Source organism: Bacillus sp. DHT2 (assembly GCF_026241455.1).
Lineage (GTDB): Bacteria > Bacillota > Bacilli > Bacillales > Bacillaceae_G > Bacillus_A > Bacillus_A pseudomycoides.
Genome location: NZ_JAPHWH010000005.1, coordinates 327,040 through 352,617, shown reverse-complemented (window position 1 = coordinate 352,617; position 25,578 = coordinate 327,040). Strand labels below are relative to the sequence as shown.

The 25,578-nt window shown below is 35.8% G+C and carries 27 protein-coding genes, 1 pseudogene and 1 riboswitch; of the genes and pseudogenes, 17 read left to right on the top strand and 11 right to left on the bottom strand.

The features are described 5' to 3' along the window. Position 1: 1 nt before the first annotated feature. Together ORL93_RS15305 and ORL93_RS15300 are read left to right on the top strand one after the other, a co-directional pair. Positions 2-991 (top strand): LacI family DNA-binding transcriptional regulator, encoded by a 990-nt coding sequence (locus ORL93_RS15305; RefSeq protein ID WP_097795709.1) that lies wholly within the window; start codon positions 2-4, stop codon positions 989-991. A 135-nt stretch (positions 992-1,126) separates the two neighbouring features. Continuing rightward, on the top strand, positions 1,127-1,549 hold the full coding sequence (locus tag ORL93_RS15300; protein ID WP_265959179.1) for a DUF5412 domain-containing protein: 423 nt from the start codon (positions 1,127-1,129) through the stop codon (positions 1,547-1,549). Positions 1,550-1,864: 315 nt separating this feature from the next. Here ORL93_RS15300 and ORL93_RS31525 read toward each other — a convergent pair whose 3' ends face one another. The 3 genes from ORL93_RS31525 to ytzI all read right to left on the bottom strand — a co-directional run bounded on the left by ORL93_RS31525 (position 1,865) and on the right by ytzI (position 2,500). Beyond that, positions 1,865-2,002, bottom strand: a complete 138-nt coding sequence (locus ORL93_RS31525; RefSeq protein WP_371388988.1) for a DUF3953 domain-containing protein — start codon at positions 2,000-2,002, stop codon at positions 1,865-1,867. Positions 2,003-2,118: 116 nt separating this feature from the next. Then, positions 2,119-2,349: a DUF3953 domain-containing protein gene (locus ORL93_RS15290; protein WP_097795711.1), complete on the bottom strand. Its 231-nt coding sequence runs from the start codon at positions 2,347-2,349 to the stop codon at positions 2,119-2,121. Between the two features lies 1 nt (position 2,350). Beyond that, a complete protein-coding gene (gene ytzI / locus ORL93_RS15285; protein ID WP_016116776.1) occupies positions 2,351-2,500 on the bottom strand; it encodes a YtzI protein in 150 nt (49 codons plus the stop codon). 108 nt (positions 2,501-2,608) lie between these two features. Here ytzI and ORL93_RS15280 point away from each other — a divergent pair, with 108 nt between their 5' ends. The 3 genes from ORL93_RS15280 (at position 2,609) to ORL93_RS15270 (ending at position 6,286) form a co-directional block, all read left to right on the top strand. After that, complete coding sequence (locus tag ORL93_RS15280; protein WP_018764600.1) at positions 2,609-2,926, top strand: HAD family hydrolase; 318 nt, start codon at positions 2,609-2,611, stop codon at positions 2,924-2,926. 85 nt (positions 2,927-3,011) lie between these two features. Beyond that, on the top strand, positions 3,012-3,491 hold the full coding sequence (mutTA, locus tag ORL93_RS15275; RefSeq protein ID WP_003202680.1) for an antimutator 8-oxo-(dGTP/GTP)ase: 480 nt from the start codon (positions 3,012-3,014) through the stop codon (positions 3,489-3,491). A 749-nt stretch (positions 3,492-4,240) separates the two neighbouring features. Beyond that, positions 4,241-6,286 (top strand): N-acetylmuramoyl-L-alanine amidase, encoded by a 2,046-nt coding sequence (locus ORL93_RS15270; RefSeq protein ID WP_265959178.1) that lies wholly within the window; start codon positions 4,241-4,243, stop codon positions 6,284-6,286. Between the two features lie 171 nt (positions 6,287-6,457). On the opposite strand, the gene ORL93_RS15265 is transcribed toward ORL93_RS15270, so the two are convergent. Beyond that, positions 6,458-7,117, bottom strand: coding sequence for an HAD family hydrolase (locus ORL93_RS15265; RefSeq protein WP_018764598.1), 660 nt, complete (start codon positions 7,115-7,117; stop codon positions 6,458-6,460). A gap of 207 nt (positions 7,118-7,324) precedes the next feature. Here ORL93_RS15265 and ORL93_RS15260 point away from each other — a divergent pair, with 207 nt between their 5' ends. Then, positions 7,325-7,552, top strand: coding sequence for a hypothetical protein (locus tag ORL93_RS15260; protein ID WP_265959177.1), 228 nt, complete (start codon positions 7,325-7,327; stop codon positions 7,550-7,552). Positions 7,553-7,620: 68 nt separating this feature from the next. Here the strand turns inward: ORL93_RS15260 and ORL93_RS15255 are convergent, their stop codons facing one another. From ORL93_RS15255 to ORL93_RS15245, 3 genes are read right to left on the bottom strand one after another with little or no spacing between them, the layout of a single operon-like run. Further along, complete coding sequence (locus tag ORL93_RS15255) at positions 7,621-8,427, bottom strand: ABC transporter permease (protein WP_265959176.1); 807 nt, start codon at positions 8,425-8,427, stop codon at positions 7,621-7,623. Further along, positions 8,420-9,184, bottom strand: a complete 765-nt coding sequence (locus ORL93_RS15250) for an ABC transporter ATP-binding protein (protein WP_006096294.1) — start codon at positions 9,182-9,184, stop codon at positions 8,420-8,422. The genes ORL93_RS15255 and ORL93_RS15250 overlap by 8 nt, the downstream gene beginning before the upstream one ends. A gap of 11 nt (positions 9,185-9,195) precedes the next feature. Further along, complete coding sequence (locus ORL93_RS15245; protein WP_265959175.1) at positions 9,196-10,200, bottom strand: ABC transporter substrate-binding protein; 1,005 nt, start codon at positions 10,198-10,200, stop codon at positions 9,196-9,198. A gap of 120 nt (positions 10,201-10,320) precedes the next feature. Here ORL93_RS15245 and ORL93_RS15240 point away from each other — a divergent pair, with 120 nt between their 5' ends. The 7 genes and pseudogenes from ORL93_RS15240 (at position 10,321) to ORL93_RS15210 (ending at position 17,443) form a co-directional block, all read left to right on the top strand. Beyond that, entirely contained in the window at positions 10,321-10,617 is a 297-nt protein-coding gene (locus tag ORL93_RS15240; RefSeq protein WP_006096292.1) for a DUF3986 family protein, read from the top strand. Position 10,618: 1 nt separating this feature from the next. Next, positions 10,619-10,852, top strand: coding sequence for a hypothetical protein (locus ORL93_RS15235; protein ID WP_265959174.1), 234 nt, complete (start codon positions 10,619-10,621; stop codon positions 10,850-10,852). 222 nt (positions 10,853-11,074) lie between these two features. Beyond that, a complete protein-coding gene (locus ORL93_RS15230) occupies positions 11,075-12,037 on the top strand; it encodes a metallophosphoesterase (protein ID WP_373926185.1) in 963 nt (320 codons plus the stop codon). Positions 12,038-12,153: 116 nt separating this feature from the next. After that, positions 12,154-12,240 (top strand): annotated as a pseudogene (locus ORL93_RS31520) (DUF2196 domain-containing protein); the annotation flags it as partial. A 266-nt stretch (positions 12,241-12,506) separates the two neighbouring features. Next, positions 12,507-14,324 (top strand): acyltransferase family protein, encoded by a 1,818-nt coding sequence (locus ORL93_RS15220; RefSeq protein ID WP_265959173.1) that lies wholly within the window; start codon positions 12,507-12,509, stop codon positions 14,322-14,324. 363 nt (positions 14,325-14,687) lie between these two features. Beyond that, on the top strand, positions 14,688-15,887 hold the full coding sequence (locus ORL93_RS15215; RefSeq protein WP_265959172.1) for an ATP-binding protein: 1,200 nt from the start codon (positions 14,688-14,690) through the stop codon (positions 15,885-15,887). A 335-nt stretch (positions 15,888-16,222) separates the two neighbouring features. After that, complete coding sequence (locus ORL93_RS15210) at positions 16,223-17,443, top strand: ATP-binding protein (protein ID WP_003201289.1); 1,221 nt, start codon at positions 16,223-16,225, stop codon at positions 17,441-17,443. 122 nt (positions 17,444-17,565) lie between these two features. Here ORL93_RS15210 and ORL93_RS15205 read toward each other — a convergent pair whose 3' ends face one another. Both ORL93_RS15205 and ORL93_RS15200 read right to left on the bottom strand, forming a co-directional pair. Beyond that, complete coding sequence (locus ORL93_RS15205) at positions 17,566-17,802, bottom strand: hypothetical protein (protein ID WP_003201290.1); 237 nt, start codon at positions 17,800-17,802, stop codon at positions 17,566-17,568. A gap of 96 nt (positions 17,803-17,898) precedes the next feature. Next, complete coding sequence (locus ORL93_RS15200) at positions 17,899-18,816, bottom strand: Nif3-like dinuclear metal center hexameric protein (RefSeq protein ID WP_018782074.1); 918 nt, start codon at positions 18,814-18,816, stop codon at positions 17,899-17,901. A gap of 126 nt (positions 18,817-18,942) precedes the next feature. On the opposite strand from ORL93_RS15200, the gene ORL93_RS15195 reads away from it, so the two are divergent. Both ORL93_RS15195 and ORL93_RS15190 read left to right on the top strand, forming a co-directional pair. Continuing rightward, positions 18,943-19,266, top strand: coding sequence for an iron-sulfur cluster biosynthesis family protein (locus ORL93_RS15195; protein ID WP_006096284.1), 324 nt, complete (start codon positions 18,943-18,945; stop codon positions 19,264-19,266). Positions 19,267-19,380: 114 nt separating this feature from the next. Next, a complete protein-coding gene (locus ORL93_RS15190) occupies positions 19,381-20,286 on the top strand; it encodes a DMT family transporter (protein WP_199666635.1) in 906 nt (301 codons plus the stop codon). Positions 20,287-20,314: 28 nt separating this feature from the next. Here ORL93_RS15190 and ORL93_RS15185 read toward each other — a convergent pair whose 3' ends face one another. Next, positions 20,315-20,536, bottom strand: coding sequence for a hypothetical protein (locus tag ORL93_RS15185; protein WP_018782076.1), 222 nt, complete (start codon positions 20,534-20,536; stop codon positions 20,315-20,317). A gap of 502 nt (positions 20,537-21,038) precedes the next feature. Here ORL93_RS15185 and ORL93_RS15180 point away from each other — a divergent pair. Continuing rightward, positions 21,039-21,410, top strand: coding sequence for an ATP synthase subunit I (locus ORL93_RS15180; RefSeq protein WP_017153754.1), 372 nt, complete (start codon positions 21,039-21,041; stop codon positions 21,408-21,410). Positions 21,411-21,920: 510 nt separating this feature from the next. On the opposite strand, the gene pckA is transcribed toward ORL93_RS15180, so the two are convergent. Beyond that, positions 21,921-23,507 carry a phosphoenolpyruvate carboxykinase (ATP) gene (gene pckA / locus ORL93_RS15175; RefSeq protein ID WP_265959171.1) on the bottom strand — a complete coding sequence of 529 codons (1,587 nt, stop codon included), beginning with the start codon at positions 23,505-23,507 and terminating at the stop codon, positions 21,921-21,923. Between the two features lie 229 nt (positions 23,508-23,736). Continuing rightward, a riboswitch (SAM riboswitch) is annotated at positions 23,737-23,859 on the top strand. Positions 23,860-24,023: 164 nt separating this feature from the next. On the opposite strand from pckA, the gene metK reads away from it, so the two are divergent. Further along, entirely contained in the window at positions 24,024-25,223 is a 1,200-nt protein-coding gene (gene metK, locus ORL93_RS15170; protein ID WP_098161045.1) for a methionine adenosyltransferase, read from the top strand. Positions 25,224-25,578 lie beyond the last annotated feature (355 nt).

Genomic DNA, 25,578 nt, shown 5'->3' with positions numbered 1-25,578 from the left:
TATGGCAACGATTAAAGATATAGCAGAGAAGGCAGGCGTATCCATTGCTACTGTTTCTCGGGTGTTAAATAATGATCCATTGCTTTCTGTCAGTGATGGAACGAAGAAGAGGATATTTGAGGCAGCAGAGGAGTTTTCTTATAAGAAGCGTACAAAGCGTAGAAAAGAATTGCCGAAAATTACTTTGGTTCATTGGTATACAGAAGAAGAAGAGCTTAACGATTTATATTATATGTCCATTCGTTTAGGAATAGAAAAAAGATGTGAACAGAAAGGTTTGAAAATTGTAAAACTTTTTCATAGCCAAATGGAAGAGTTGATGCAAGAAAACATTCAAGGCATGATTGCAATAGGGAAGTTTAGTGAACGAGAAATAGGTTTATTTGAAACGATAACAAAAAACATTGTATTTGTAGATTATTCTCCAAATGAAGATATTTTTGATGCGGTTGTGGTAGATTTTGAAAAGGTAACCATGAAGGTGATTGATCATTTAATAGAAAAGGAACATCAAAAGATTGGATACATAGGAGGACGGGAAACATTTAAAGATCAGACTTCTGAAATTGAAGATCCAAGGGAACGTGCTTTTATAAAATATATAAAGGAAAAAGAATTATTTTGTGAAAAGTATATATACACGGGTCAGTTTTCAGTAAACGATGGTTATTTATTAATGAAGCAGGCGATAGAAGAGCAGCAGGATCAGTTACCGACGGCTTTTTTTGTTGGAAATGATGCTATGGCAATCGGATGTTTGCGGGCACTACATGAATGTGAGATTCCTGTTCCAGAAAGAGTAAATATAATTGGTGTAAATGATCTCAGTATTTCTCAGTATCTTTCTCCTGCGCTCAGTACAGTGAAAGTATATACGGGGCTTATGGGAGAAACAGCAGTAGATTTATTAATGGAAAGATTTTCAGGACGGAATGTAGCTAAAAAGGTAATTTTGTCAACGAAATTAAACATTAGGAAAAGTAGTTTTTAGTAAATGAATAAATGAAAAAAGAAACTCCTGCTTATTGAAACAGGAGTTTTTTTTTATGGGGGTATATTAATGGGTTAGTGTGTGGTGTAATATGGGTTTAAAAGGATTATATTCAAGATTATAGGGGATGATTGAGTGAACGATGCAAAAATTCAAATCAAAAAAATCAAGAGAAAAGTAGCATTGGTATTATTTATTGCGCTAGTAATGATCATTGGCTTCGGATATTGGAAGTTTTTTAGTTTGCAAGGCGTTCCAAAAGGAGAATTGATTCGAACTGTGAAATCTCCAGATGGAAAACATGCTATAAAAACTTATTTTCATAACGCCGGATCATTAAGTGCAGATGCTGTTAGAGGAGAATTAGTTAACCTTAGTTCCAATTCTGCCAAAAATATATATTGGAACTATCCAGATACAGATCCACACATTGAATGGATAGATAAAGATAGAGTTAGAATTGGAGATCAAGCGTTAGATATTTCAAAGAAAGAAACTTATGATTGGCGTGACGATGATAAGCATATTAAAAAAGAGCCGAAACAGTTTATTCAGTAAATGATATGTAGTAAGAGAAGTAGAGTATGGCTGGTTATTTTAACTCTATAAATTGCCTTATTTAGTGAAAAAATTTTGATACCATAACGAAGAACATAAGAGCGGAAATCCCAAAATAAGGAATGCTCATTGATTTTCGCCCTGCTTTTATTTCATTTATGCCGATAAGGATAAATGAACAACTAAAACTAAGTTGTACGTAAGGGGTGATTGCGAGGCTATTGGTAAAAAAAGAATATATACAAAGAATAAGTGTAAGCAGGAGAAAAATACGTAATCCAGTTAGCATTAAAGTCCCTCCTTTGAAAGTTCAAATTAACGGAATAAATCGAATGTAGCTAGAAATAAAGTAAGTGTTCCGGCTAATAAATAGAATGTTCCAGTTGCTTTCTTTTGTTTACTCAACTCTTCAATGCTCATAGTAAGAGCCACTAAGCCTAAAGCAATGAACAAAGCATAATGCCTCTGTTATCTGTGATAAAACTATAGATAGACAAAGCGAGTGCAATGAGTGCAAATGTAATTCGAGCGATTTTTAGCATATTAATCCCTCCGTAAGAAAATAGTCGTTACATAATATACTTTACTGCGAGAACAGCCCACACGAAAATTCCTGCTACCATACAGGTCAAACCTGTGCTTGGGTCTTTCCTTTGTATTTGTTCAATCGCGATTATAAACATTAAGGCTCCTAAGAAAAATTGTGAAAGAGTAAGAAATGAATCATTATGTGTAAATAGACTGTACAAGGATACGATAATGACAATGAAAGCAGTTAAGAGGCGGAGTATACGAAGCATATTATTGATCCTCCTTTTTATTTGCCAGATAAGGATTGTCCTCTGGTTTATCAACCGAATGTTTATATGAATAGCCCTTATTAATCGTTAACACAGAGAGTACCAATACGAGAATGACAATAATGACGCCGATGATTAATATTTTTAACATCCAGTTCCCCTCCTGTTCTTAATTTTACCATTAAATGAAACTTCGTTTTACATAATTTTGTAATTGTTGAAAACAATAGAAAGTAAAAGGGTGAAAGAAGGGCGTTATATGGATAATAAGAAAACTTACTATATATCAGTAGGAAATGGTCAGATTTCGCAGGTGAAAACGGCAGATACATATAGCTTTGAAATCCAGGCGAATGATGAGGAAATTACCCAGCTTCGGGAATACTTCGATCAAGCGTATCGTGAAGATCTTGGCTCTTTTGTACGTTCGCACGTTCCGTATGTGGAGTATCATCATGATTCGAATAATGACCGGTATGATGAACAACTGCAGAAAGCCTATAAGATGATTTATGATTTAGGGAATCATGAAACGAAAGAATTAGTCGCGCAAATGGGAATAATCAATGGATTGTAGTTGGATAACATTATGCATATGAATGAGAATTGTGCTACAATTTGTGGTAGGAAAAACTTGTAACCATCTATAGGGGAGTAATGGCATGTACAAATTTAAAGATTATTACCACAACACTGTACAATTATCGTTTGAACGTTACCCATTTTCTCCTGAGCCAAAGCATGTTTGGGTTGTATGCCGGTACGGGGATCAATGGTTATTAACGCATCATTTGCGCCGCGGTCTTGAATTTCCAGGTGGCAAGGTGGAGCTGGGGGAAACACCGGAAGAAGCGGCAGTTCGAGAGGTTCATGAAGAAACCGGTGGTATTGTTTCTGATTTAACTTACTTAGGACAATACAAAGTATCTGGAAAAGACAAAATAATCATTAAAAACATTTATTTCGCAACAATTAGTGCAGTAGAAGAACATACGCACTATGAAGAGACAAAAGGGTCTGTTCTATTAAAAGAAATCCCGGATAACATTAAAACTGATAGGAAATTTAGCTTTATTATGCGTGACGATGTATTAGCGCGTACGATGAAACATATAGAAGAACTCGGCTGTTTTACGAAGTAAAGGGGCCGGGTTCTTTTTGTTATTAAAATTATATTTGTTCCTTCGGTATATATTCCGGCAGAGTGCTTGTAATGTAGTGCTACCGATATATATTCATGGAAAAACTTATATGGAGTGTTAAAAAAGATAGAAACAAACTCACGATATGTATCATAGAGTAAATTTATATAAGAGGAAGACAAAATAGCTATTTCATAAAAATAAATTAATTTTTTTCTGGCTCCCCTGTAAAATGCTTCACTCGTTCGAATCCTATAATAAAAAAATGATTTAAGGAACATTAACATAAAAAGAAGGTTTGTGCGTATGAGTATACACCGTACATATATGCAATAAAAACACACAGAGTTATAACTAATACTATTACATGCAATCAAAAACTCACTGGATTAACTGAATAATATATTGTCTTAATATTATTCAGTTAACAAAAACTTAAAAAGGAAAATTTATCTTTTTAATTGCATTTAGAATGTTGATATTATAACATTAGAGTTAAATTGAATTATGAAAATTAGTGTATAGTAACACCTAATCCTAGTGGATTTTGAGAACTTGACTTATGGCAATCTCCAAACTAAAAGGCCCTATGTAGTCATATCGCGCTACATAGGGCCTTGAAACGTTTGGGGGCTGCTTTTTTTTGATTTAATATGTTTATAGAAATCAAATGTTGAGTTTTTAATTATCTTGCTAGAATTAGATCTTTATATTTTTAAATCAAGTGGATAAGGAAAGGTGAACTACACATGTTGAAGAAAACTGCAGTAGCTGTTTTAACATTAGGCTATGTGCTTAGCCCAATGCAAGCTTTGGCTGAAACAGAGAATGAACAGCTACCTTTGGAACAAAAAATTAGTACTGAGCAACAAAAACAATCTAAACAGGGCAATCAATTACTACCCGAGCAAAAGAAGCAAGAACAAGAAATTAGTACTGAGCAACAAGAACAATCTAAACAGGGCAATCAATTACTACCTGAGCAAAAGAAGCAAGAACAAGAAATTAGTACTGAGCAACAAGAACAATCTAAACAGCAAGATCAGCTATTACCTGAGCAAAAACAGCAAGAACAAAAGACAATACAGCAAGATATAACAAAGCAGCCTGGAACAGCAGGTGTAAAAAGTGAGCAACCACTAGGTACTAGTGAAATAGAAACGAATCAACCTACTGTTAAAACAGTACAGGCAGCACCTAAAACACAAGTAGGTTGGGTGAATAGAGATAATAAGTGGTATTATATTCAGCCAGATGGAAAACAGAAAACGGGTTGGCTGCAAGAAGGAACTACTTGGTACTATTTGCAACAAGATGGGGCAATGAAAACAGGCTGGTTGAAAGAAGGGACAACCTGGTATTACTTGCAAAGCAATGGAGCAATGAAAACGGGCTGGTTACAGGAAGGGACAACCTGGTATTACCTGCAAAGTAGTGGAGCAATGAAAACGGGCTGGTTGCAGGAAGGAACTACTTGGTATTATTTAGAAAGCAATGGAGCAATGAAAATAGGCTGGCTACAGCTTGGAGATAAAAAATATTATTTAGAAAGCAATGGAGCAATGAAAATAGGCTGGTTGCAGCTTGGGGATAAAAAATATTACTTCGAAAGCGATGGAGTAATGAAAACAGGTTGGCTGCAGCTTGGGGATAAAAAATATTATTTAGAAAGCAGCGGAGCAGCGAAAACAGGTTGGCAGTCAATTAATGGAGCATGGTACTACTTCAACGGAAGTGGAGCAATGCAAACAGGCTGGCAGTCAATTAATGGAGCATGGTACTACTTCAACGGAAGTGGAGCAATGCAAACAAATTGGCAGTCAATTAATGGAGCATGGTACTACTTCAACGGAAGTGGAGCAATGCAAACAAATTGGCAGTCAATTAATGGAGCATGGTACTACTTCAACGGAAGCGGAGCAATGCAAACAGATTGGCAGTCAATTAATGGAGCATGGTACTACTTCAACGGAAGCGGAGCAATGCAAATGGGCTGGTTGCAGGAAGGAACAACCTGGTATTACCTGCAAAATAGTGGAGCAATGAAAACAGGCTGGTTGCAGGAAGGAACAACTTGGTACTATCTGCAAAGCAACGGAGCAATGCAAACAGGTTGGCTACAGGAAGGAACAACTTGGTACTACCTGCAAGGCAATGGGGCAATGAAAATAGGCTGGTTAGATGAGAATGGTAAAGTATACTATTTTGATACAAATGGTGTTTGGATTGACAATCCAATCATATTTGGTAAAACAATTATAGTTGATCCAGGACATGGTGGATATGATTCAGGGACATTATATGAAAATATATATGAAAAAACGATTGCCCTGCAAGTAGGTTTGAAGTTAAAGAGTTTATTAGCTCAGAGTGGTTCAAATGTTGTGATGACACGAGCAACAGATATCTTTATTCCATTAGGAGATCGTGTTCGTATTTCAAATGAAAACAAAGCAGATATTTTTGTTAGTGTGCATGTAAATTCAGCTGATGCGACTGCAGCAGAAGGAATTGAAACGTTATATAATTCTGAACACCCAAAAAGTAAACAAGCACTTACTTTAGCAAATGCTGTACAGAATGCTTTAATTAAAAATACAGGTGCTAAAAATAGATTTGTAAAAGATCGACCAGAACTTCGTGTGTTAAAGGCAGATAATAGTGCACCACCTATATTAGTAGAAACAGGATTTTTATCAAATCCTAATGAAAGAGTAAAATTGACTTCTGACAAATATCAAAATGTACTGGCACAATCTGTGTTTGAAGGAGTTCTAAAATATTTTTCTAATTAGAGGTAGCGTAACATTGCTAGTAAGCTAGGAAAAAGAAATACACTCTTAAAATGAAAAAACGCTATTCTTTCTCTAGAATTATAGGAAAGGATGGCGTTTTTGTATCTGATGAATTACAACTTTAGCTTTATACTAACGTGAAAAGTGAATTCTTTAAGGGTGACGACTTATTTATCCAAGTTTTACGAATGAAAGTACCTCAAGTAAATTTTCAACTACACGAGAATGTTCAAACTCTCCCCAAAATGAATCTTTCTTCCAAACTGCAGGAATCCCGGCGTTTTCAGCACCGGTTACATCGTTTTCCGGATGATCTCCAACATAGATACATTCTTCTGATTGGACGTTTAATTGTTTGAGGGCACGCTCAAAGATAGCTGGATGAGGCTTCTTAATACCTTCTGCTTCCGAAATGAGAATGGTATTTGTATAAGTATGTAAGTTCAAAGCGCGAATATTGTTCATTTGAAATTCGGTTATGCCGTTTGTAATAATCCCCACTTTAATATTCTTGTTTTGTAATTGCTGAAGTAATTCATGCATATTTGGAAAAGGAATGCAGTGGTTTGCGAATTCTGTTACGTAATCATGCAAGAGTTGTTCGGCTGTCACACTTGTAATTGCATATTCTTTAAGCAGGGTAGCGTATACTTTATCTTTCCAAGTATAGCCGTTATTGTCTAGCTGAATGAAACGAGAACAGTATTCTGATTTAATAATGCTGGTAAAATGATGAGCATAACGATCATATTGTTCATGAATAAAATGTTCTAAAGATTGATGCCGATCTAACAATGTTCCATCTAAATCAAATAGCACAGCACGAATCATAATAATCCCCCTTAAAATGAAAAAACTTCCTAGAAATAATTATCGCATATTTCTAAAAAAATGCATGGCATAAAACTTTTTGACGTGGAAGAAGGGACCAGAATTTCCAAATAGAATAGGTATAAAAGAGATATTATCGCAAAATTAAAACAATTATAACGCGCATGTTGAAGATGCAATGAATTCATTCTCAAGAAGGTAGAGCGTATGAAAACCATTCTTGCTATTGCTGGTCTCATCTGGGTAATGTCTCATGGTGTTCCGATTTTCGAAGGAGAACAAATCCGTAATGTATTAAATCAACATTTTGATGAGTATCATATTGTGGATCGGAAAGATAATATCGTAACAGTGCGTGTGAAGGATTGTTTTCATACGGTCATGATTCAAGGAAACACTGTAATGAAAGATACAAAAGTATGTGATCAGAAATAAAAAAGCTATGATTTCTTAAAAATAATGGTATAAAAAAGAAAGAGCTGACCCAAGTATTTTGTTTTGAGTCAGCTTCTTTTTTTCTTACCTATTAATAGTTTCTCGAATCCTTCAACAAACACATACATAAGAGTAGCAAGTGCACATGTCAGTAATACACTCAGCAGTACAAGCGTAAAGTTAAATACTTGGAATCCGTAGCTAATTAAATAACCGAGTCCTTGTTTGGAAACAAGAAGTTCACCGAAAATAACACCAACCCATGATAATCCAACGTTTACTTTTAAAGTTGAAATGATAGCTGGAAAGGAAGACGGTAAAATAACTTGTTTATAGCATTGCCATTTATTTGCGCCGAATGTATCCATTACTTTTATATAATTAGAATCAACTTCTTGAAATGCACCGTAAATAACAAGAATGGTGATAATGATGGAAATAATAACTCCCATTGCGATCGAAGAGGAGATGTTTGGGCCGAAAATAACGATAATAATCGGGCCAAGTGCTACTTTTGGCATTGCATTTAACACAACAAGGTATGGGTCTAATACGCGAGCTATAAGCGGTATCCACCAAAGAACGGTTGCGATAATTGTTCCGAGAACTGTACCGAGAATAAAACCAATACCTGTCTCAAGCAGTGTCGTCCATATGTGAATCCAAAGTGATCCGTCTCCCCATTTACTTACAAATAACTCCCAAATACTTGAAGGTGAGCTAAAGAGTAAAGGATCGATCCACTCCTGTTTACTGGAGGTTTCCCATAATGTAAAGAAGAGAATGAGAAGTAAAAATTGTAAAGAGGCAGCTGTCCAAGTACGCTGACGCTCTTTTTTTCGAAACTGTTTGTGTAATTGTTTTATATTATCCAAGGCGCTCCAGCTCCTTCCATATGTCTTGAAAGAGGGCTGGAAAATCAGGGTGGTACCTTGCTTGTAACGGTGGTAGAGAGCGAATGCTTTTTGGTACTGAAAATATTTTTGCGATTTTCCCAGGGTTTGCTTGAAGCAAGTAAATACGATCACTCATTGCGATTGCTTCTTCAATGTCATGCGTGACGAGAAGAGATGTTTTCTTATATTTGTGTAATAAAGAAAATACGAGCTCCTCTAATTTTAATTTCGTTTGATAATCAAGAGCTGAAAATGGTTCATCAAGCAACAGGATTTTTGGATTTGTTGCAAGTGTACGAACGAGTGCTGCCCGTTGGCGCATGCCACCGGATAGTTCCCGAGGGGATTGCTTTTCTACGCCTTGCAAGCCGACTTGCTTTAAAAGTTGTAAGGTATGTTCTTTCGTTTCCTCTCCATATGTTTTTGTAATGTGCAGCCCAAGCATTATATTTTCTTCAATTGTTTTCCAGGGAAACAAGTAATCTTGTTGGAGCATATATCCCATTGAAGAAGTTGATTTTGTCACTGGCTCATCTTCTACAAAGACAATACCTTCAATTGGTTTTAATAGTCCTGCAATAATAGAAAGAAGCGTTGTTTTTCCACAGCCGCTTGGGCCAAGAAAGGAAATAAATTCCCCTTCTTCTACGTGTAAGTTAATATCTTCGAGGACGAGCCGGGCATTTTCTTTTGCAAAAAAGCAGTGGGAAACATTAGATATTTGTAAGAAACTCATTGTATTCGCCTCTATTTCTTAATAACGCTTTCGGCAATTTTTGTATCGACGAGCGCCTCATGTGGAACTTCTTTTTGTAATTCTCCAGCTTCTTTCATAATTTTTTGTAGTTGTTTCCATTCTTCCACGTCTAATAATGGATTTGTCGCATACGAATGTTGCTTTTTGTAGCGCTCGATTACTTTTACCGTAATATCTTTTGAAGTATCTTTAAAAAGTGGTGTAACAGCCTCGGTAATTTCTTCTGGACTATGCGTATCAACCCATTGCTGTGCTTTATATAATGCACGTGTGAATTTCTCCGCTGCTGCTTTGTCTTTCTTTAAAAAGCTTTCTTTTGCCATAAATGTTGTGTATGGAACAGTTCCAGATTCAGTACCAAAAGAAGCAACGATATAGCCCTTTCCTTCTTTTTCAAAAATACTCGCTGTTGGTTCAAACAACTGGACAAATTCGCCTGTACCAGACGCGAAGGCATTAGCGATATTAGCAAACTCAACATTTTGAATTAAATTTGTATCTTGGTGTGGATCAATGCCATTTTTCTTCAAAACGTATTCCCCAACCATTTGCGGCATACCACCTTTACGTTGACCAAGGAAAGTAACACCCTTCACATCGTTCCAATTAAAGGAGTCTAATTTTTTGCGAGAAACTAAAAATGTACCATCAGTTTGCGTGAGCTGAGCAAAGTTAATAACCGGGTCTTTTGCTCCTTGCTGGTGAACATAAATGGATGTTTCAGAGCCGACAAGTGCAATGTCAATTCCACCAGATAACAGCGCAGTCATTGTTTTATCGCCACCAGCTGTCGTTTGTAGGTCGATATCTAATTCTTCTTCTTTAAAGAATCCTTTTTCAATCCCAACATATAACGGTGCGTAGAAGAGGGAATGTGTAACTTCACCAATGCGAATCTTTTGCACTTGTTGCTTCGTATCGTCTTTTTTACTACAAGCCACAAACGTAAAAACAGTAAGTACAAGTATACAAAAAACAGCTATAAATTTTTTCAAAATGTGACACCTCCTAGAAATGAATCTACTGCCATAATATGTAGGTAAGTGCCTAGATGTGAGTGGATGTAGAAGGAATTTTTTGGATGATAAAGAAGTACAAATATAAGGGGTGATAAAATGAAATATGAATATGATGATAGCATGCATTTACATCTTGATTATTTTGGAGATGAATTTGATGTGGAATCGATTGCTTATAAAAGAAAACATGAAGATGTGTGGGATGTATTTTTTAACTTTGCTTTTTATGGGATTCCGCTAGTACAGGTACAGGAAGATGAATTTATGGATGACTATTCCGGGTATCGCGTTTTTTCTGTACATGCAAATGACTTAAGCTGGGAATTTGGAAGTGCTAAGTTTGAAGAATGGCTTTTGGAACATCGTATATTAGAGAAATCAGTGCAGAAATAGAGTGATTGACTTTCTCGTTTTGTTACTTATAGTTGTAGCAGGATTTATGATATTACAGCTTCTTGTTTATCGATTTGCAAAGAAGAATGTCTATAAATATAAGGGAATGAAACTTATGCATATTTGGTTGAATATGCATGTAAAGAAAGGGTCTAAATTAGATTTTGGTGATTATACATTTATATTAATTGTATGCATCATATGGGAAATTTGGCTACTTCCTCTCATAAGGTAAAATCTTATAAAATCATCCAAACTGCTTCTAATAGTAGAAGTAAATATCCTATCATTTTTCCCCTTAATAGAAGGACCACATGCTGCATCAAATCTTAATTTTGGTTTAATTAGTTTGCTCATGTTCACCTCAATTTTCAAAAGACATACGTTTGTAACATAGAAATGCTACAACATTATTTAAATCGTATCTTTTTATGAAGATGAATTTAGAGGTGGACACATGAAAGCGAATTTAGAACACGCCAAAACAAATAGAATGAATTTGAACGAAGAAATACCTTCTTTGGAACAAGCCAAAGAAGGTACTTCCTTATTGCGGTTTAGAAGAATATGTATCATTTCCCTCATACTATTCATTCTTCCAATAACAATTTATGTATATGCTTTTCATTTGGAAACAAAATCAATTTCAGTTACATGGAACGCTATTGAAAATCCAAATATTCCAGAAGGTTTTCATGGTGTAAAAATCTTACAGTTTTCAGATACACATTTCGGACCAAACTTTCCTCATAAACAGCAGCAAATATTAGTGGATAAAATCAATAAGCTAAAGCCTGACATTGTGGTTTTTACAGGTGATTTAATTGATAAATTTGGAGAATATGTTGTGGAAAGAGAGTACTCACAAACGATTTTGAAACAAATTCGCGCTCCTCTTGGAAAATATGCTGTGTTTGGCAATCATGATCGAGGAGGTGGCGGGGGACACTTATACGAACAGTATATGGAGAAGGCTGGCTTTACTGTTTTGAATAATGAAATGAAGAGGATTAAAGTTGCTAATGGTGATTACATTACCATTTCTGGTCTAGATGATTTTTTACTTGGAAAACCAAAAGTTAAACCTACTCTTCAGCACCTTCGAACAGAGGATTTTAATCTCCTGTTAGTACATGAACCAGATGCTGTTGATCAAATATCTGAATATCCAGTGGACCTTCAACTATCTGGTCATAGTCATGGTGGACAAGTACAGCTTCCGTTCATAGGTTCTATCATTACTACTTCACTAGCAAATAAATATGTAGAAGGACTTTATTCATTGGAAGGAAAGAGTAAGCCATTACAGTTGTATGTGAATCGTGGTATTGGTACTACTAGAATGCCGGTACGGTTTTTAAGTAAGCCGGAACTTTCTGTTTTTTCATTAAAGAGAACAAGCAGTTATGAGAAAAGATAGCGTGTTTATTGTTTGCGAAGTTATTAAAAAACAAACAATTGGATGTAACTGAGTGAAAATTCGACAAGTTACAACAAAGCTATACCCTTGTATCTGTTATCTTAAATAAGTTCGTTATTTTAACAAACACGGAGACGCATACATACGGTATTAAAGTACGATTACAAGATGGGAAAGTTGGTAGAGTTCAGAGTATCGGTTAATAAGAAAGGAGGTTATCCTAAAAATAGGATTTTTAGGATAACCTCCTTTTTTACATGAAAGTTCATAAATGAGACTATTTCATGTTAATACATAACATGGTAAAATTTTAGTTACTGTGCATGCAATCATAAAAATTGAGTGTGTTTGTTAATAGGTTTTGTAATATTTTGATTCGGTTCATATTTTTTAGAGGTAATACATATTGATAGAGTTTTATATTGTAAATATTCATGTAATTTTAGAGAAATACGGGGGTGACTGGCGGATGCCCGAACCATTAAAGAAAAGTAGTCGCTATATGGTTGGATTGGACAGTCTAAGGGGCCTAGCTATACTAGGCGTCATTTTATATCATATTAATTTTAATTGGATGCCTGGAGGATTCCTAGGTGTTACTGTATTTTTTGTACTTTCGGGTTATTTAATTACAGATATTCTAGCTATAGAATGGAAGAGAAATAAGAGGATTGACTTGAAGAAATTCTGGCTCAGTAGGGCAAGGAGATTACTTCCTGGAATGCTTGTCATGCTTGTAATTGTTTTAGCATGGATTACAATTTTTCATAGTTCTTTGCTAGGAAAGATGCGTGGGGATTCGCTAGCAGCTTTATTATATTTCAGTAACTGGTGGTATATTTATCATAAATTATCGTACTTTGATAGTTTTAGCCAACTTTCTCCACTGAATCATTTTTGGTCGTTAGCTGTTGAAGAACAGTTCTATGTAATTTGGCCATTTATTATTAGCCTGGCGTTTCGTTACATAAAAAAGAAATCACATATCATTTTATTCATTGTTTTAGGGGCAGCTGCTTCTGCATTGGCAATGGCATTTCTGTATGAACCAGGAGCTGATCCAAGCAGAATTTATTACGGTACTGATACAAGGGCCTTTTCCTTATTGATTGGAGCGGCACTTGCCTTAATTTGGCCAAGCAGTAGGCTTGCAAATAAAATTATTCCACAAGCACGTCTCATTCTTGACGTAGTTGGAGGAATAGCTCTTATTATTATCCTCGTTATGTTTTGGAAGACAAATCAATATGATCCGTTTCTATATCGCGGAGGAATGGTCATTTTATCAATTGCTACTGCCTTATTAGTGGCGAACCTTGCTCACCCAGCTAGCCGAATTGCTCAATTTTTAAGGTTTAGACCACTGCGTTGGATGGGAGTACGATCGTATGGGATATATCTTTGGCATTATCCGATTATCACGTTAACGACTCCGAAGGTAAGTGCTGGAGAGTTTTCGCTTACAAGAGCGATTCTTCAATTTTTACTTATTATAGTAGCTGCACAAATTTCATGGAAGTTTATTGAAAATCCAATCCGACAAGGGGCATTGAAGAATATTCGCTCTAGGAATTGGGAAATGAAAAACTTAGCATTAAGTGGTAAGCTAGCCTTAGTATGCGCACTATTCGTTTCTACGATCGCTGTTTTTGGATTATCAACAGCTAGTAAAGCGAAGGATAATCCAAAAAAAGATAAGGTGGAAGCAGTACAAACGGAACAAAAAGAAAAACCGAAACATCCAGTGGCAGTTAGGGAAAAACCAGCTGATGAGCCACCTCGAAATAAAGAACAACAAGAGGCTGCTGCGCAGCCTAAAGGTCCTCAAACAGTTACAGCTGTAGGTGATTCTATTATGATTGACGTCGCCCCGTATTTGAAAAATTCATTTCCTAATATTAGGATTGATGCAAAAATTGGTCGCCAACTGTCTAAAGCAATTCCTGTGGTGGAACAGCTAAAGAATGAGGGGAATTTAGGGAATCATGTCATTATTGGATTAGGTACAAATGGTGCCTTTACAAAGGATCAACTCGTATCATTAATAAAAGTGATTGGGAATGAACGTAAAATTATATTCATCAATACGAGGGTACCACGTCCGTGGGAATCATTAGTGAATGAGAAATTAAAAGAAGTCGCATCTGAGTACCAAAATGTGACGTTAGTCGATTGGTATTCAGCAAGTGCTGATAATAAGGCGTATTTTGAGCCGGATGGCGTACATTTAACGAAAACAGGTGCAGAAGCATATGCTGCGCTTGTAGCAAAAGCGGTGAATCAATAATTTGATTTGCATCACACTTTGACATAACTTCAAAGTGTGATGCAATAGATTGATTGAAATCAAAAAAGAACTTGTAGATACGCTACAAGTTCTTTTTGACTTATATTTAATAACGGGGTAGGCTCAAACACAAAGAACGGGGAGTTCTCTTTACAGTTAACCTGACAAGTTCAGTATATAACAAATAATAGCGTTTTTTAGTACATATTATTGAAAATTATGTGACTTATCAAATTGATAAGTCGGGGTAAACTTTTCTACATTATTTGATATTATTTTGGTCAAACACTATTGTCGTTTATTATAATAATGAGTGTTAGTAATAATATAGCGAAAGTATATAGCTTTTGAGGAAGTGTTAAAGTGAAAGAAAACTTTATCTCATTTCAAGAAGAAAAGAAAAATGCTCGACTCTTTTTATGGGTATTGAATATTGTATGGGTTATATATGAAACAGTTTATTCTGTTATGCTAGGAGATTCTGAAACACTAATAAGATTAGAGGTTCAAGTTCCAAAGTTTTTGTATGGAGCCTGCATAATAGCATGTAGTATGTATATGATGAAAAGGGAACAGGCATATCGTGTTAAGTATATATATTTAATAGCTTATATGTGTTCAGAAATTTTAAACTTATATTGGTATGCACTTCACAATAAAGTAGCATTTGATGATGGGCATACAATTGAATTTGTTTTTATTTTATTTGTGCCAATCTTTATGAGTAAACGGTATTTGCTTTGGTTATTTTTGGTTATTATGGGGAAATACAGTGTACTTTTGGTCCTAGGGAAAAAAGCGGCATTTATGCCGTTGGTTATGTATAGCCTCTTATTATTTGTAACGTATCTCCTATTGAATCGATTTTTACAGTACCTTTCTACTGTAAACAACGTGATGATAGAAAAGCGAGAGTCTGAAAAGCTCGTAGTTATTGGAAAAATGGCAGCATCTGTTGGACATGAAATTAAAAATCCACTTTCATCGTTAAGGGGATTTACACAATTGCAGAAAGAGAAATATGTAGATGATAAAGTGTATGAACATATGATTGATGAAATTGAGCATATAAACAATATGATAAGTGAGCTTATGGTAATGGCAACTTGTAAACCTTCTACCTACAGTAGTTATTTAATAGAAGGTATTGTATCAAATGCGTTGAAAGAAATGAGTGCAGAAATCAACAGGAAACAGCTGTATCTCATTTATGATGTTGCACCTGATCAAATAAAAATAGATTGTGATCATCGTAAATTAAAAGGAGTATTTCTATACATAATAAAGAACGCAATTGAAGCGATGGAACATGGCGGAACACTTCAAATACATATAAACAAAAGAAATGAAGATGGTGTAATAGTAAGTATTGTAGATAATGGGTGCGGTGTGCAGGAAGAGAATTTACAGCGTATAACAGAAGCCTTTTATACGACAAAGAAAAATGGCATCGGTTTAGGGCTTACTGTTGCTTGCAAGATTATTGAAGAACATGATGGGAAAATACACATTACGAGTAAAAGAAACGTAGGAACGAAAGTAGACATTATTTTACCTATATAAGAAAATTGAAAAACCGACATAAAACCTTTCTTTTTAGGTGAGAGAGAGCATCCGGCCATGGATAGAAGCGGTCAGATCCTTTTCCAGCCCCATGCCAAGTGAAAACAAAGAGAGAACACGAGTGCAGGTCACCTTTTGTTTTTCATAGCAGCTTATATGTGAAAAATCAAAAAGGAGTTATCCCGCAAAAGCTCGACGGGTGATGGAAGTTTCACTTTATATAAATACAAATTGAAAAATCGACAGAAAACCTAATTTATGTTAAAAATCAAAATGGGTTTATAGAGAAGGCAAGATTCGCGAAGTATGTGTATTGTGAATAGAGGAGTTACTACATGGACAGTGTTTATAAATTAACAAGGGAAGAGATTCGAACGTTAAAGCTGTTTTTAAGTTTATTCTTTACAACTTTTTTTATTTATGATGTTGCATATTATTATATTATGCCTAAGCTAGAAGGGGGAGGAGATGGGGGTCCAATTCTAGAAATGGGTTTAGGGATATGGTTGTATATTCTCATGGTTATATTGGTGTTTGTGGGAATATATGTGGCGAAGCGACAGAATCCATATGCTGTGAAATATATTATTTTCATAGGATATAATATATTAGATTTCATTCATAATTTTATCATTTACTATGGAACAGATTTAGAGTTTGATGCAGGGAATATAGTGGAAGGGTTTTTCTTTCTTTTTGCACCATTATTTGTAAATAAACGCTATTTTTGGTTAGTAACCGGAGGGACAATAATAAAGTATGTTTTAATGGGATTCATTGTGAATTCTTTTATTGTTCTCATTCCTATTGTTCTTTGTAGCTTGTTTTCCATTATAGGATGGATTATTTTATTGAGATTCCAATCTTATATACACACAATTGAAATGACACATAAGGAATTGCAACAATCGGAGAAGATGGCTGTAATTGGAAGGGTGGCAACAGTTATCGGTTTTAAAATGCGTAATCCATTGATGCTGTTGAACGGTTTTGTTAGAGGACAAAAAGAAAAGTATCCTGAGGATAAAGCCTATTGTGATATTATGGAGCAAGAAATCGAAAGAATCGATACAATTGCCACCGAACTGGTGGAGCTTGGAAATTCTAAGCCAATGGAATGCGGGAATCATAATATAAAAGACATTCTTTCATACGTGGTAAGAATTATGGGACAGCCTGCTTCGGAACGAGGAATTAAAATACATACCATTTATAAAGGTGAGTTACCAAGTATAATATGTAATGAAAAACGTTTAAAACAAGTGTTTTTAAATTTAATAAAAAATGCGATTGAATCTATGCAAGATGGTGGAATAATTATCATTGAGGTTACATTAAAAGATGCAATGATCATTCGAATCAAGGATGAGGGATGTGGCATACCGAAAGACAAAATGCCTAAACTGAGCGAAGCTTTTTATACAACGAAAGATGATGGAACTGGTTTAGGATTAATGGTTACATATAAGATTATTGAAGAACATCAAGGCAAGATACAGTTTGAGAGTGAAGTTGGAGTAGGGACTACAGTTGAAATTACGTTGCCAATTCACTGATGAATGGGAAAGAGAGGGAAGCAGATCCTCTCTTTTTATTTAAAATGATCGTTACATATACCTTATTAGATTTATTATCTATTCCTGATAACTAAAAGATCCGCAGTATTAGCGAATCTTTTTTAATCTCGTAGACCAAATCCAATTACTTTCTTTGTTTTCATATCAACAAATGCATCTACATTTCCAAGTTTGTAAGAACGATCAGATGGGAATGAAATACGATAAACCTCTTTTCCTATATAAGAGGAATCTTTGACCGAAGATATTCCGGCTTGCAATGTTTCAGTTGTAATTGTAGCATGCTTCCAGCCATCACTTAGTTCTTCTTTCGTATGTTCAGATAATTGATCCCACACTGTTTTTCTTAATTCGTCTTCAGGGTTATTTTTACATGCACCTAATAAAAAACAGGTAAGAAAGAGAAATATGAAAAAATTTTTTCGAATGCGCATTTAATACCACCATTTCTTTTGCGGAAGTAAAACAACATCCACATCAAAGTTTTCTATAAACCAATCACGCATTAATGTTTTCTTCACTAAGTATTCAGAAGCAGAGTGTGACACACCGATAAGTGACATATTCGTTTCTTTCACATATTCCATAATTAATGAATACTTATGTTTGCCGTATTCGTTATCAATATGGCAATGAATTTCACCTGTAATATACGCCTCAGCGCCCTTTTCTTCTGCTTCTTTAAGAAGATCTATTTTATCACCGCATCCAGCGATAATTGCAATTTTTGTGATAAATTCATGTCGTTTGCCTTCAAAGTCTATATATGGAATGTGAAAGAGTTCTTTTAGTTGGTTTTCGAGTTTTCTTGTTGTTGTTTCAGGAATTTTGCAAATGAGTCCACATGGTATATCTTTACCATCATAAGCAAAACCATCTACTATATCGGCCTCTAGAGCTTTTGCAATCGCAATGCTTGTTCCGTATGTTTGATGATGATCCATTGGAACATGGCATGTATAAATAGAAAGGTCTTTATCTTTGATTTCTTGTAAATAGTGAGCTGGAATCGGTAAAAAGCCTCGTCCGGATTTTCCAAGAGGATCACCGCATTCCATCACAAGAGGATGATGCATAAAAAGTAAATCACCTGGTTTCGATTGTAAGATGAACTTTTCAAGAACATCATCTGTTGGGAAGACTGCTAAAAAGACGCTATTTACAGTTGCAGCCCCTTTTATCATAAGTCCGTTAAAGGTATTTACAAAGTCTGTTTCAAAAAAATGTTGCCAAGGAAAATCAATTGGATCGTATACAGCTGGAATAAAGCGGCTGAAGGCACCGTCTTTTCCATATTTTTTAATTTGAAATAAATGATCAAGTGCTTGTTGTATTTCTTGTAAAGCTGGCATAATTCATCCTCCTTTATCACATACATTTTATATTAGTCTTAATTTTCTGTATGCAATAAATAGATAGAATTCATAAAAAGAATGGTACAATATAAGAATTATGTACCGAGGTAGGAGGGACAATATATGTACGTTACTGTAACAGATGCAGCATATAAAAAGATTATGGATACGATTCCAAGTGAAGCGAAGTTTATAAAATTATTTTATGATAATGAAGGATGCGGCTGTGTGATGAGTGGAATTATTGATTTGGTGGCTGTATCAGAGAAAGATGAACGTGATGTAGATATTGATTCAAATAAACTACAGTTTATTGCGGATCGCACAAAGCTTGTTTTTATGGATGATAAATTGACTGTTGATTTACATGAATCAGGTGGATATTTTCAATTGAAGAGTCCGAATCAGTTTTATAATCCGAATATGAAACTCCATATTCGAGTATAACTTATGAAAAAAGGAGCAAACTGTACGCTCCTTTTTCTTATGAAATTCTTCAGTTCATAAAATGTACATTTAATTAAATTTTCTGTATAATCATCTGTGCGGAGGGGATTACGCATGAGAAGATGGGGGATTGAATTATTACTTTTAAATGTTGTTATCATTTGGGGGATAAATTATACGATCGGGAAATACGGACTTGAGGAGTTTTCAGCAGTTGAGTTTACTGCGCTCCGTATGATAGCAGCAGCACCGCTACTATTATTGCTTACATTTTATATTGAAAAGTCATTGTATATGGAGAGAAGGGACATACTAAGGCTCATTGTTGTGAGTATTGTCGGTATCGTATTGTATCAAACGTTATTTATGGAAACTATTAAATATACATCCGCTACGAACGCTTCTTTACTCATTTCTATTTCACCTATTTTTACAACGATGTTTGCCATTTTGTTTAAGCAAGAGAAATTTTCTTCGCGAAAATTAGTTGGTTCTACCATAGCCTGTGGGGGAGCCGCTCTCGTTTTATTAGCTGGACATTCGCTTGTTGGGTCTTTTTACGGAAATGGAATTGGACTGATTACATCAATGTGCTGGGGGCTATATCCAGTGTTAGCAGGACCACTTATTAAAAAATATTCAGCGCTTCGTGTGACTGCATGGTCAGCAGTTGTTGGAGCGATTCCTCTTGTTATACTAAGCGGATGGCATATTTTTTCGATGCCGTTTCAAATTGAACAAGGAATGACATGGTTTGCACTATTATATTCTATTTTCTTTGTAACGGTATTCGGTTTAGTTATGTGGTATATTGGTGTTCAAAAAATTGGAGCTTCTCATACGATGGTATATATGTATATTACACCGCTTGTTGCGGTTGTATTTGCAGCGGTATGGGCGAAGGAACAGATTTCATTACAACAAATAATTGGCGGGTGTGTTATTTTTCTCGGATTATGGTTTGTGAAATCCGAAAAACCTGGGACGCAGCCTGTCGCGTCAGAACATATATCAAAATAGGAAAACAGATCAGTCATGATCTGCTTTCCTATTTTTTTATTTTGGGTAGAAATATGAGGAACAAAATGGCAGTAATAAGTGGGATTAAGTTGAGAAAAGGTATGCGGAACAGTGCAATGAGAATAATTCCGGAGAGAAGAACACTGAGGACAGCATAGAAGATACTATGTTTTTTTGTGTACCAATATAATGAGAGTCCTATAAGTGCAGGGATAATGAGGTGAATGAGAGCCATTAAAAAATAAATCATTATACGCCCCCTTTTTTGTGTACTTACTACATGCATGTAAATTGAAAAACTGACGTAAAACCTTTCTTTTTAGGTGGGAGAGAGAATCCGGCTATGCGTAGTAGCGGTCAGAGTCCTTTCCTGCCCCATGTCAAGTTAGAACAGAGAGGAAAAGAGTGCAGGTAACTTTTGGTGCTTCGTGGCAGCGATTTTATATGTTGGAAAATGAAAGCGGATATATATACATCATATCCATATTCTTATAGATTGATATCACTTTTTTATAAATCTATGAAAAAATGTTTGCAAAAACGTCACAAAATGATCCTACTTCCAAGCTAGAAATCTTGTATAATATTATTTCCGAAAAATATTTTAACAACATAAGTGTAGTGGTTATGTTGTTTTTCTTTGAATGTAACAGATAAAGTGAAACTTTAATCAGTGGGGGACTTCCTGCCCGTTAAGGCGGGATAAAGTCTGATGATATGTAAATAAGATGATAATGATAAAGGAGAATTGCATGATTAGTATGTCACTAAGGTCATTTAAAATCCAAATGTATTATTTGCTGGGCGCGATGCTATTAGGCTGGGCGATGACACCTTTTTCTGCTCACTTTTTAGGTGTGGGGATTGGTTTACTCGTTAGTATGTATTGTGTTTGGATTTTAGGAAGACGTATTGAAAAGCTTGGAGATAGTATTGTAAAAAAGAGTAAGGCACCAACACTTGGTATGATTAATCGCTTTGCAGCAGCGATACTTGGTGCGATTATTATGTATGAGATTGAACACCATATGGTCATGTGGGCATTTGCTGTTGGAATTATGGGTGGTTATTTTTTAATCGTTATTAATTTAGGGTATTACAGTATGAAGGATGCGAAGAAATAAATACAAAAACCTTTTCTTTTAGGTAGAAGAGAGGCTCCGTCCATGGATAGAAGCGGTCAGTGCCTTTTTTCGCCTCATGCCGCGTGAAAACAAAAGGAGAAGGTGAGTGGGGAATCTGTTTTTGTTTTCGAAGCCGCGATTTATATGTTGGAAAATGAAAGTGGATATATATAAATTGCCCCCTTGGTATAAAATCTTTTCTTTTAGGTAGAAGAGAGGCTCCGTCCATGGATAGAAGCGGTCAGTGCCTTTTTTCGCCCCATGCCGCGTGAAAACAAAAAGAGAAAGTGAGTGGGGAATCTGTTTTTGTTTTCGAAGCTGCGATTTATATGTTGGGAAATCAAAATATATATAGAAAGAAGCTTACGTTTTTATCGTAAGCTTCTTTTTTATTGTAAGTATGTGTAACCTATTAAGCCGCATGGGTTTTGTCGGTGAGTACGCGCACTTTTTAGGCTACAACATACTTATTCATATGAGTAAAGGGGTATTCAAACAGTAAAGGTTAAATTAAGCGATTGGACCGCCTAATTTGATCATGTTTTCAGAAACGTTCTCGAACTTCTTGAAGTTTTCTTTGAATTTACCTGCAAGTTCGATTGCTTTTGTTTTGTAAGCAGATTTATCAGCCCATGTTTGTTCAGGCATTAATACTTCATCAGGTACACCTGGTACATGAAGTGGTACTTCAAGACCGAAGATGTCATGTTTCACTGTTTCAGCGTTATCAAGCTCGCCGTTTAATGCGGCTTGCACCATTGCACGAGTGTAACCTAAGTTCATACGTTTTCCAACGCCGTATTCGCCACCAGTCCAGCCAGTGTTTACTAGGAATACTTTTGCATCATGTTTCTCGATCTTCTCACCAAGCATTTCAGCATAGCGAGATGCATCAAGTGGTAAGAATGGAGAGCCGAAGCAAGTTGAGAATGTCGCTTGCGGAGATGTTACGCCGCGCTCTGTTCCAGCTAGTTTGCTAGTGTAACCGCTTAAGAAATGGTACATAGCTTGCTCTTTATTTAATTTACTGATTGGAGGTAATACCCCAGATGCATCAGCAGTTAAGAAAATAATTGTATTTGGATGTCCAGCAACACTTGGTACGACGATATTATCAATCGCATCAATTGGGTATGCAGCACGTGTATTTTCTGTTAATGTAGTATCATTGTAATCTGCAACGCGTGTTTGATCATCAATTACAACGTTCTCAAGTACAGATCCGAATGTAATGGCATCAAAAATTTGCGGCTCTTTTTCATGAGAAAGGTTAATACATTTTGCGTAGCAACCGCCTTCAATATTGAATACACCGTTATCAGACCAACCGTGCTCATCATCACCAATTAATTTACGGTGTGGGTCAGCAGATAATGTTGTTTTACCTGTTCCAGATAAACCGAAGAATAAAGCGACATCGCCTTCTTCACCTACATTTGCAGAGCAGTGCATAGATAAAATATCTTGTTCTGGAAGTAAGAAGTTCATAATAGAGAAGATTGATTTTTTCATTTCTCCAGCGTATTCCGTACCACCGATTAATACGATGCGTTTTTCAAATGAAACCATGATGAATGCTTCAGAGTTTGTACCGTCGATCTCTGGATCTGCTTTAAAGCTTGGTGCAGAAACAATTGTGAACTCAGCTTCATGATTTGTTAATTCTTCTTCAGTTGGACGAATAAATAATTGATGTACAAATAAATTGTGCCATGCATATTCGTTAACAACTTGTAATGGAAGACGATAGTTACGATCAGCACCAGCGAATCCTTTAAATACGAATAATTCTTCTTTTTCCTTTAAGTATTCTAATACTTTTGTATATAATTTATTAAAATGTTCTTCAGAAATCGGTTGATTTACAGGTCCCCAAGCGATCTTATCGGCAACCGACGCTTCTTTCACAATAAATTTATCTTTAGGAGAACGTCCTGTATATTTTCCTGTAGAAGCAGAGACGGCACCAGTAGAAGTTAATTTTCCTTCATTTCTCATTAGTACTTTTTCCACTAATTGTGGAACGCTTAATTGAACCTGTGCATTGCTTCCGTTCAGTAATTCGTGTAATCCAATTTGGACATTCACAGTACTCATATTTATATACCATCCTTTTCATTTTAATGAAATATTTCTCGTAATCCCCATCAAGAGTATAACACAATCATATAAATAATGTATACTATTTATTTATTTTTGTTTGTGCGAATGTATTATTTTCCTATTTATATTTCGTCCAACAAATAATGCGAAAAACTTGTAGGAATATGTGAATATTAATTGACAAATGAATATCATTTCTTTAGTATAGGTTGGGACGGATACTCTCTTATCCCGAGCTGGCGGAGGGACAGGCCCGATGAAGCCCAGCAACCTCACTTGTAACGGTAATAAACAAGTGAATAGGTGCTAAAACCTGTGCGAGGCGAACGGTCTCGAACGATAAGAGCGAAGGGCAAAAAGCAGTATGCAAGTAGCAAATCAAACCTTTCCTCTATATAGGAAAGGTTTTTCTTTATACTTGTGTGGGAGAATAAATGAATGTCGCAGTTTGTGGCAAATTAAGGATGAGTTCCGTACAATATATACGATTACTGTAGGGAGGTTTACCACATGACAAAACAACGTCATCTGTTCACATCTGAGTCTGTAACTGAAGGACATCCAGATAAAATTTGTGACCAAATTTCTGATTCAATTTTAGACGCGATCTTAGCAAAAGACGCAAATGCACGTGTAGCTTGTGAAACAACAGTAACAACTGGTTTAGTATTGGTAGCGGGGGAAATTACGACTTCTACTTATGTAGATATTCCAAAAATCGTTCGTGAAACAATTCAAGGTATCGGTTACACTCGTGCAAAATACGGATTCGATGCAGAAACTTGTGCAGTTTTAACATCTATCGATGAGCAATCTGCTGACATCGCTATGGGTGTTGACCAAGCGTTAGAAGCACGTGAAGGTCAAATGACTGACGCTGAGATTGAGGCAATTGGTGCAGGGGACCAAGGTTTAATGTTTGGTTTCGCATGTAATGAAACAAAAGAATTAATGCCACTTCCAATCTCACTTGCTCACAAATTAGCTCGTCGTTTAACGGAAGTTCGTAAAGATGAAACATTAGAATATTTACGTCCAGACGGTAAAACGCAAGTTACAGTTGAGTATGATGAAAATGGTAAACCAGTACGCATCGATACAATTGTAATTTCTACACAGCATCATCCAGAAGCTACATGGGAACAAATCGATCGCGATTTAAAAGAGCACGTAATCAAAGCTGTAGTACCAACAGAATTAATGGATGAGGAAACGAAATTCTTCATTAACCCAACAGGCCGCTTCGTAATCGGTGGACCACAAGGGGATGCTGGTTTAACAGGACGCAAAATTATCGTTGATACTTACGGCGGATACGCTCGTCACGGCGGCGGTGCATTCTCTGGTAAAGATGCAACAAAAGTTGACCGTTCTGCAGCATACGCAGCTCGTTATGTTGCGAAAAACATCGTAGCAGCTGGTCTTGCTGAAAAAGCAGAAGTACAACTTGCATACGCAATCGGCGTGGCACAACCAGTATCAATTTCAGTTGATACATTCGGCACTGGTAAAGTATCTGAAGAAGTACTAGTAGAACTAGTTCGTAACAACTTCGATCTTCGCCCAGCTGGTATCATCAAAATGTTAGACTTACGTCGCCCGATTTACAAACAAACAGCAGCTTACGGCCACTTCGGACGTACTGATGTAGAGCTTTCATGGGAACGTACAGACAAAGCAGCAACTTTAAAAGAGCAAGCTGGTCTATAATATAAGAAGAAAAAAGCTTTGCGCGAAGGCGCGAAGCTTTTTTTTAGGCATGTTAACACACATTTGGGTAAAGTTAATCTTGAACTTTATTCAAATGTATATTGGTTAATTTGATTGCACATAATTGTGGAATCAAATTTAGGAAGTTAACTACTGTCAATAATTGGATGGGTGTTAATGGTTTAAAATATCCCCCAAAATATTCATCACTTGTTACATGGATAAAATAATATGAGATTATTGCAGATAATATATTGCCTATTATAAAAGTGGCTGTAGTATTCAAGCATTTACAACAAAAAGCAAGTAGTGAAGTTACAAGCAGCATAATGAAATAACCAATCATAGAACGATC

Bases quoted from the DNA above. Each gene is read 5' to 3' on its own strand.
- ORL93_RS15265 (WP_018764598.1), bottom strand. From the start codon at position 7,117: ATGATTCGTGCTGTGCTATTTGATTTAGATGGAACATTGTTAGATCGG.
- ORL93_RS15270 (WP_265959178.1), top strand. From the start codon at position 4,241: ATGTTGAAGAAAACTGCAGTAGCTGTTTTAACATTAGGCTATGTGCTT.
- ORL93_RS15220 (WP_265959173.1), top strand. From the start codon at position 12,507: ATGCCCGAACCATTAAAGAAAAGTAGTCGCTATATGGTTGGATTGGAC.
- ORL93_RS15290 (WP_097795711.1), bottom strand. From the start codon at position 2,349: ATGCTTCGTATACTCCGCCTCTTAACTGCTTTCATTGTCATTATCGTA.
- ORL93_RS15195 (WP_006096284.1), top strand. From the start codon at position 18,943: ATGTACGTTACTGTAACAGATGCAGCATATAAAAAGATTATGGATACG.
- ytzI (WP_016116776.1), bottom strand. From the start codon at position 2,500: ATGTTAAAAATATTAATCATCGGCGTCATTATTGTCATTCTCGTATTG.
- mutTA (WP_003202680.1), top strand. From the start codon at position 3,012: ATGTACAAATTTAAAGATTATTACCACAACACTGTACAATTATCGTTT.
- ORL93_RS15250 (WP_006096294.1), bottom strand. From the start codon at position 9,184: ATGAGTTTCTTACAAATATCTAATGTTTCCCACTGCTTTTTTGCAAAA.
- ORL93_RS15260 (WP_265959177.1), top strand. From the start codon at position 7,325: ATGAAAACCATTCTTGCTATTGCTGGTCTCATCTGGGTAATGTCTCAT.
- ORL93_RS15210 (WP_003201289.1), top strand. From the start codon at position 16,223: ATGGACAGTGTTTATAAATTAACAAGGGAAGAGATTCGAACGTTAAAG.
- ORL93_RS15280 (WP_018764600.1), top strand. From the start codon at position 2,609: ATGGATAATAAGAAAACTTACTATATATCAGTAGGAAATGGTCAGATT.
- metK (WP_098161045.1), top strand. From the start codon at position 24,024: ATGACAAAACAACGTCATCTGTTCACATCTGAGTCTGTAACTGAAGGA.
- pckA (WP_265959171.1), bottom strand. From the start codon at position 23,507: ATGAGTACTGTGAATGTCCAAATTGGATTACACGAATTACTGAACGGA.
- ORL93_RS15240 (WP_006096292.1), top strand. From the start codon at position 10,321: ATGAAATATGAATATGATGATAGCATGCATTTACATCTTGATTATTTT.
- ORL93_RS15200 (WP_018782074.1), bottom strand. From the start codon at position 18,816: ATGCCAGCTTTACAAGAAATACAACAAGCACTTGATCATTTATTTCAA.
- ORL93_RS15230 (WP_373926185.1), top strand. From the start codon at position 11,075: ATGAAAGCGAATTTAGAACACGCCAAAACAAATAGAATGAATTTGAAC.
- ORL93_RS15190 (WP_199666635.1), top strand. From the start codon at position 19,381: ATGAGAAGATGGGGGATTGAATTATTACTTTTAAATGTTGTTATCATT.
- ORL93_RS15185 (WP_018782076.1), bottom strand. From the start codon at position 20,536: ATGATTTATTTTTTAATGGCTCTCATTCACCTCATTATCCCTGCACTT.
- ORL93_RS15180 (WP_017153754.1), top strand. From the start codon at position 21,039: ATGATTAGTATGTCACTAAGGTCATTTAAAATCCAAATGTATTATTTG.
- ORL93_RS15305 (WP_097795709.1), top strand. From the start codon at position 2: ATGGCAACGATTAAAGATATAGCAGAGAAGGCAGGCGTATCCATTGCT.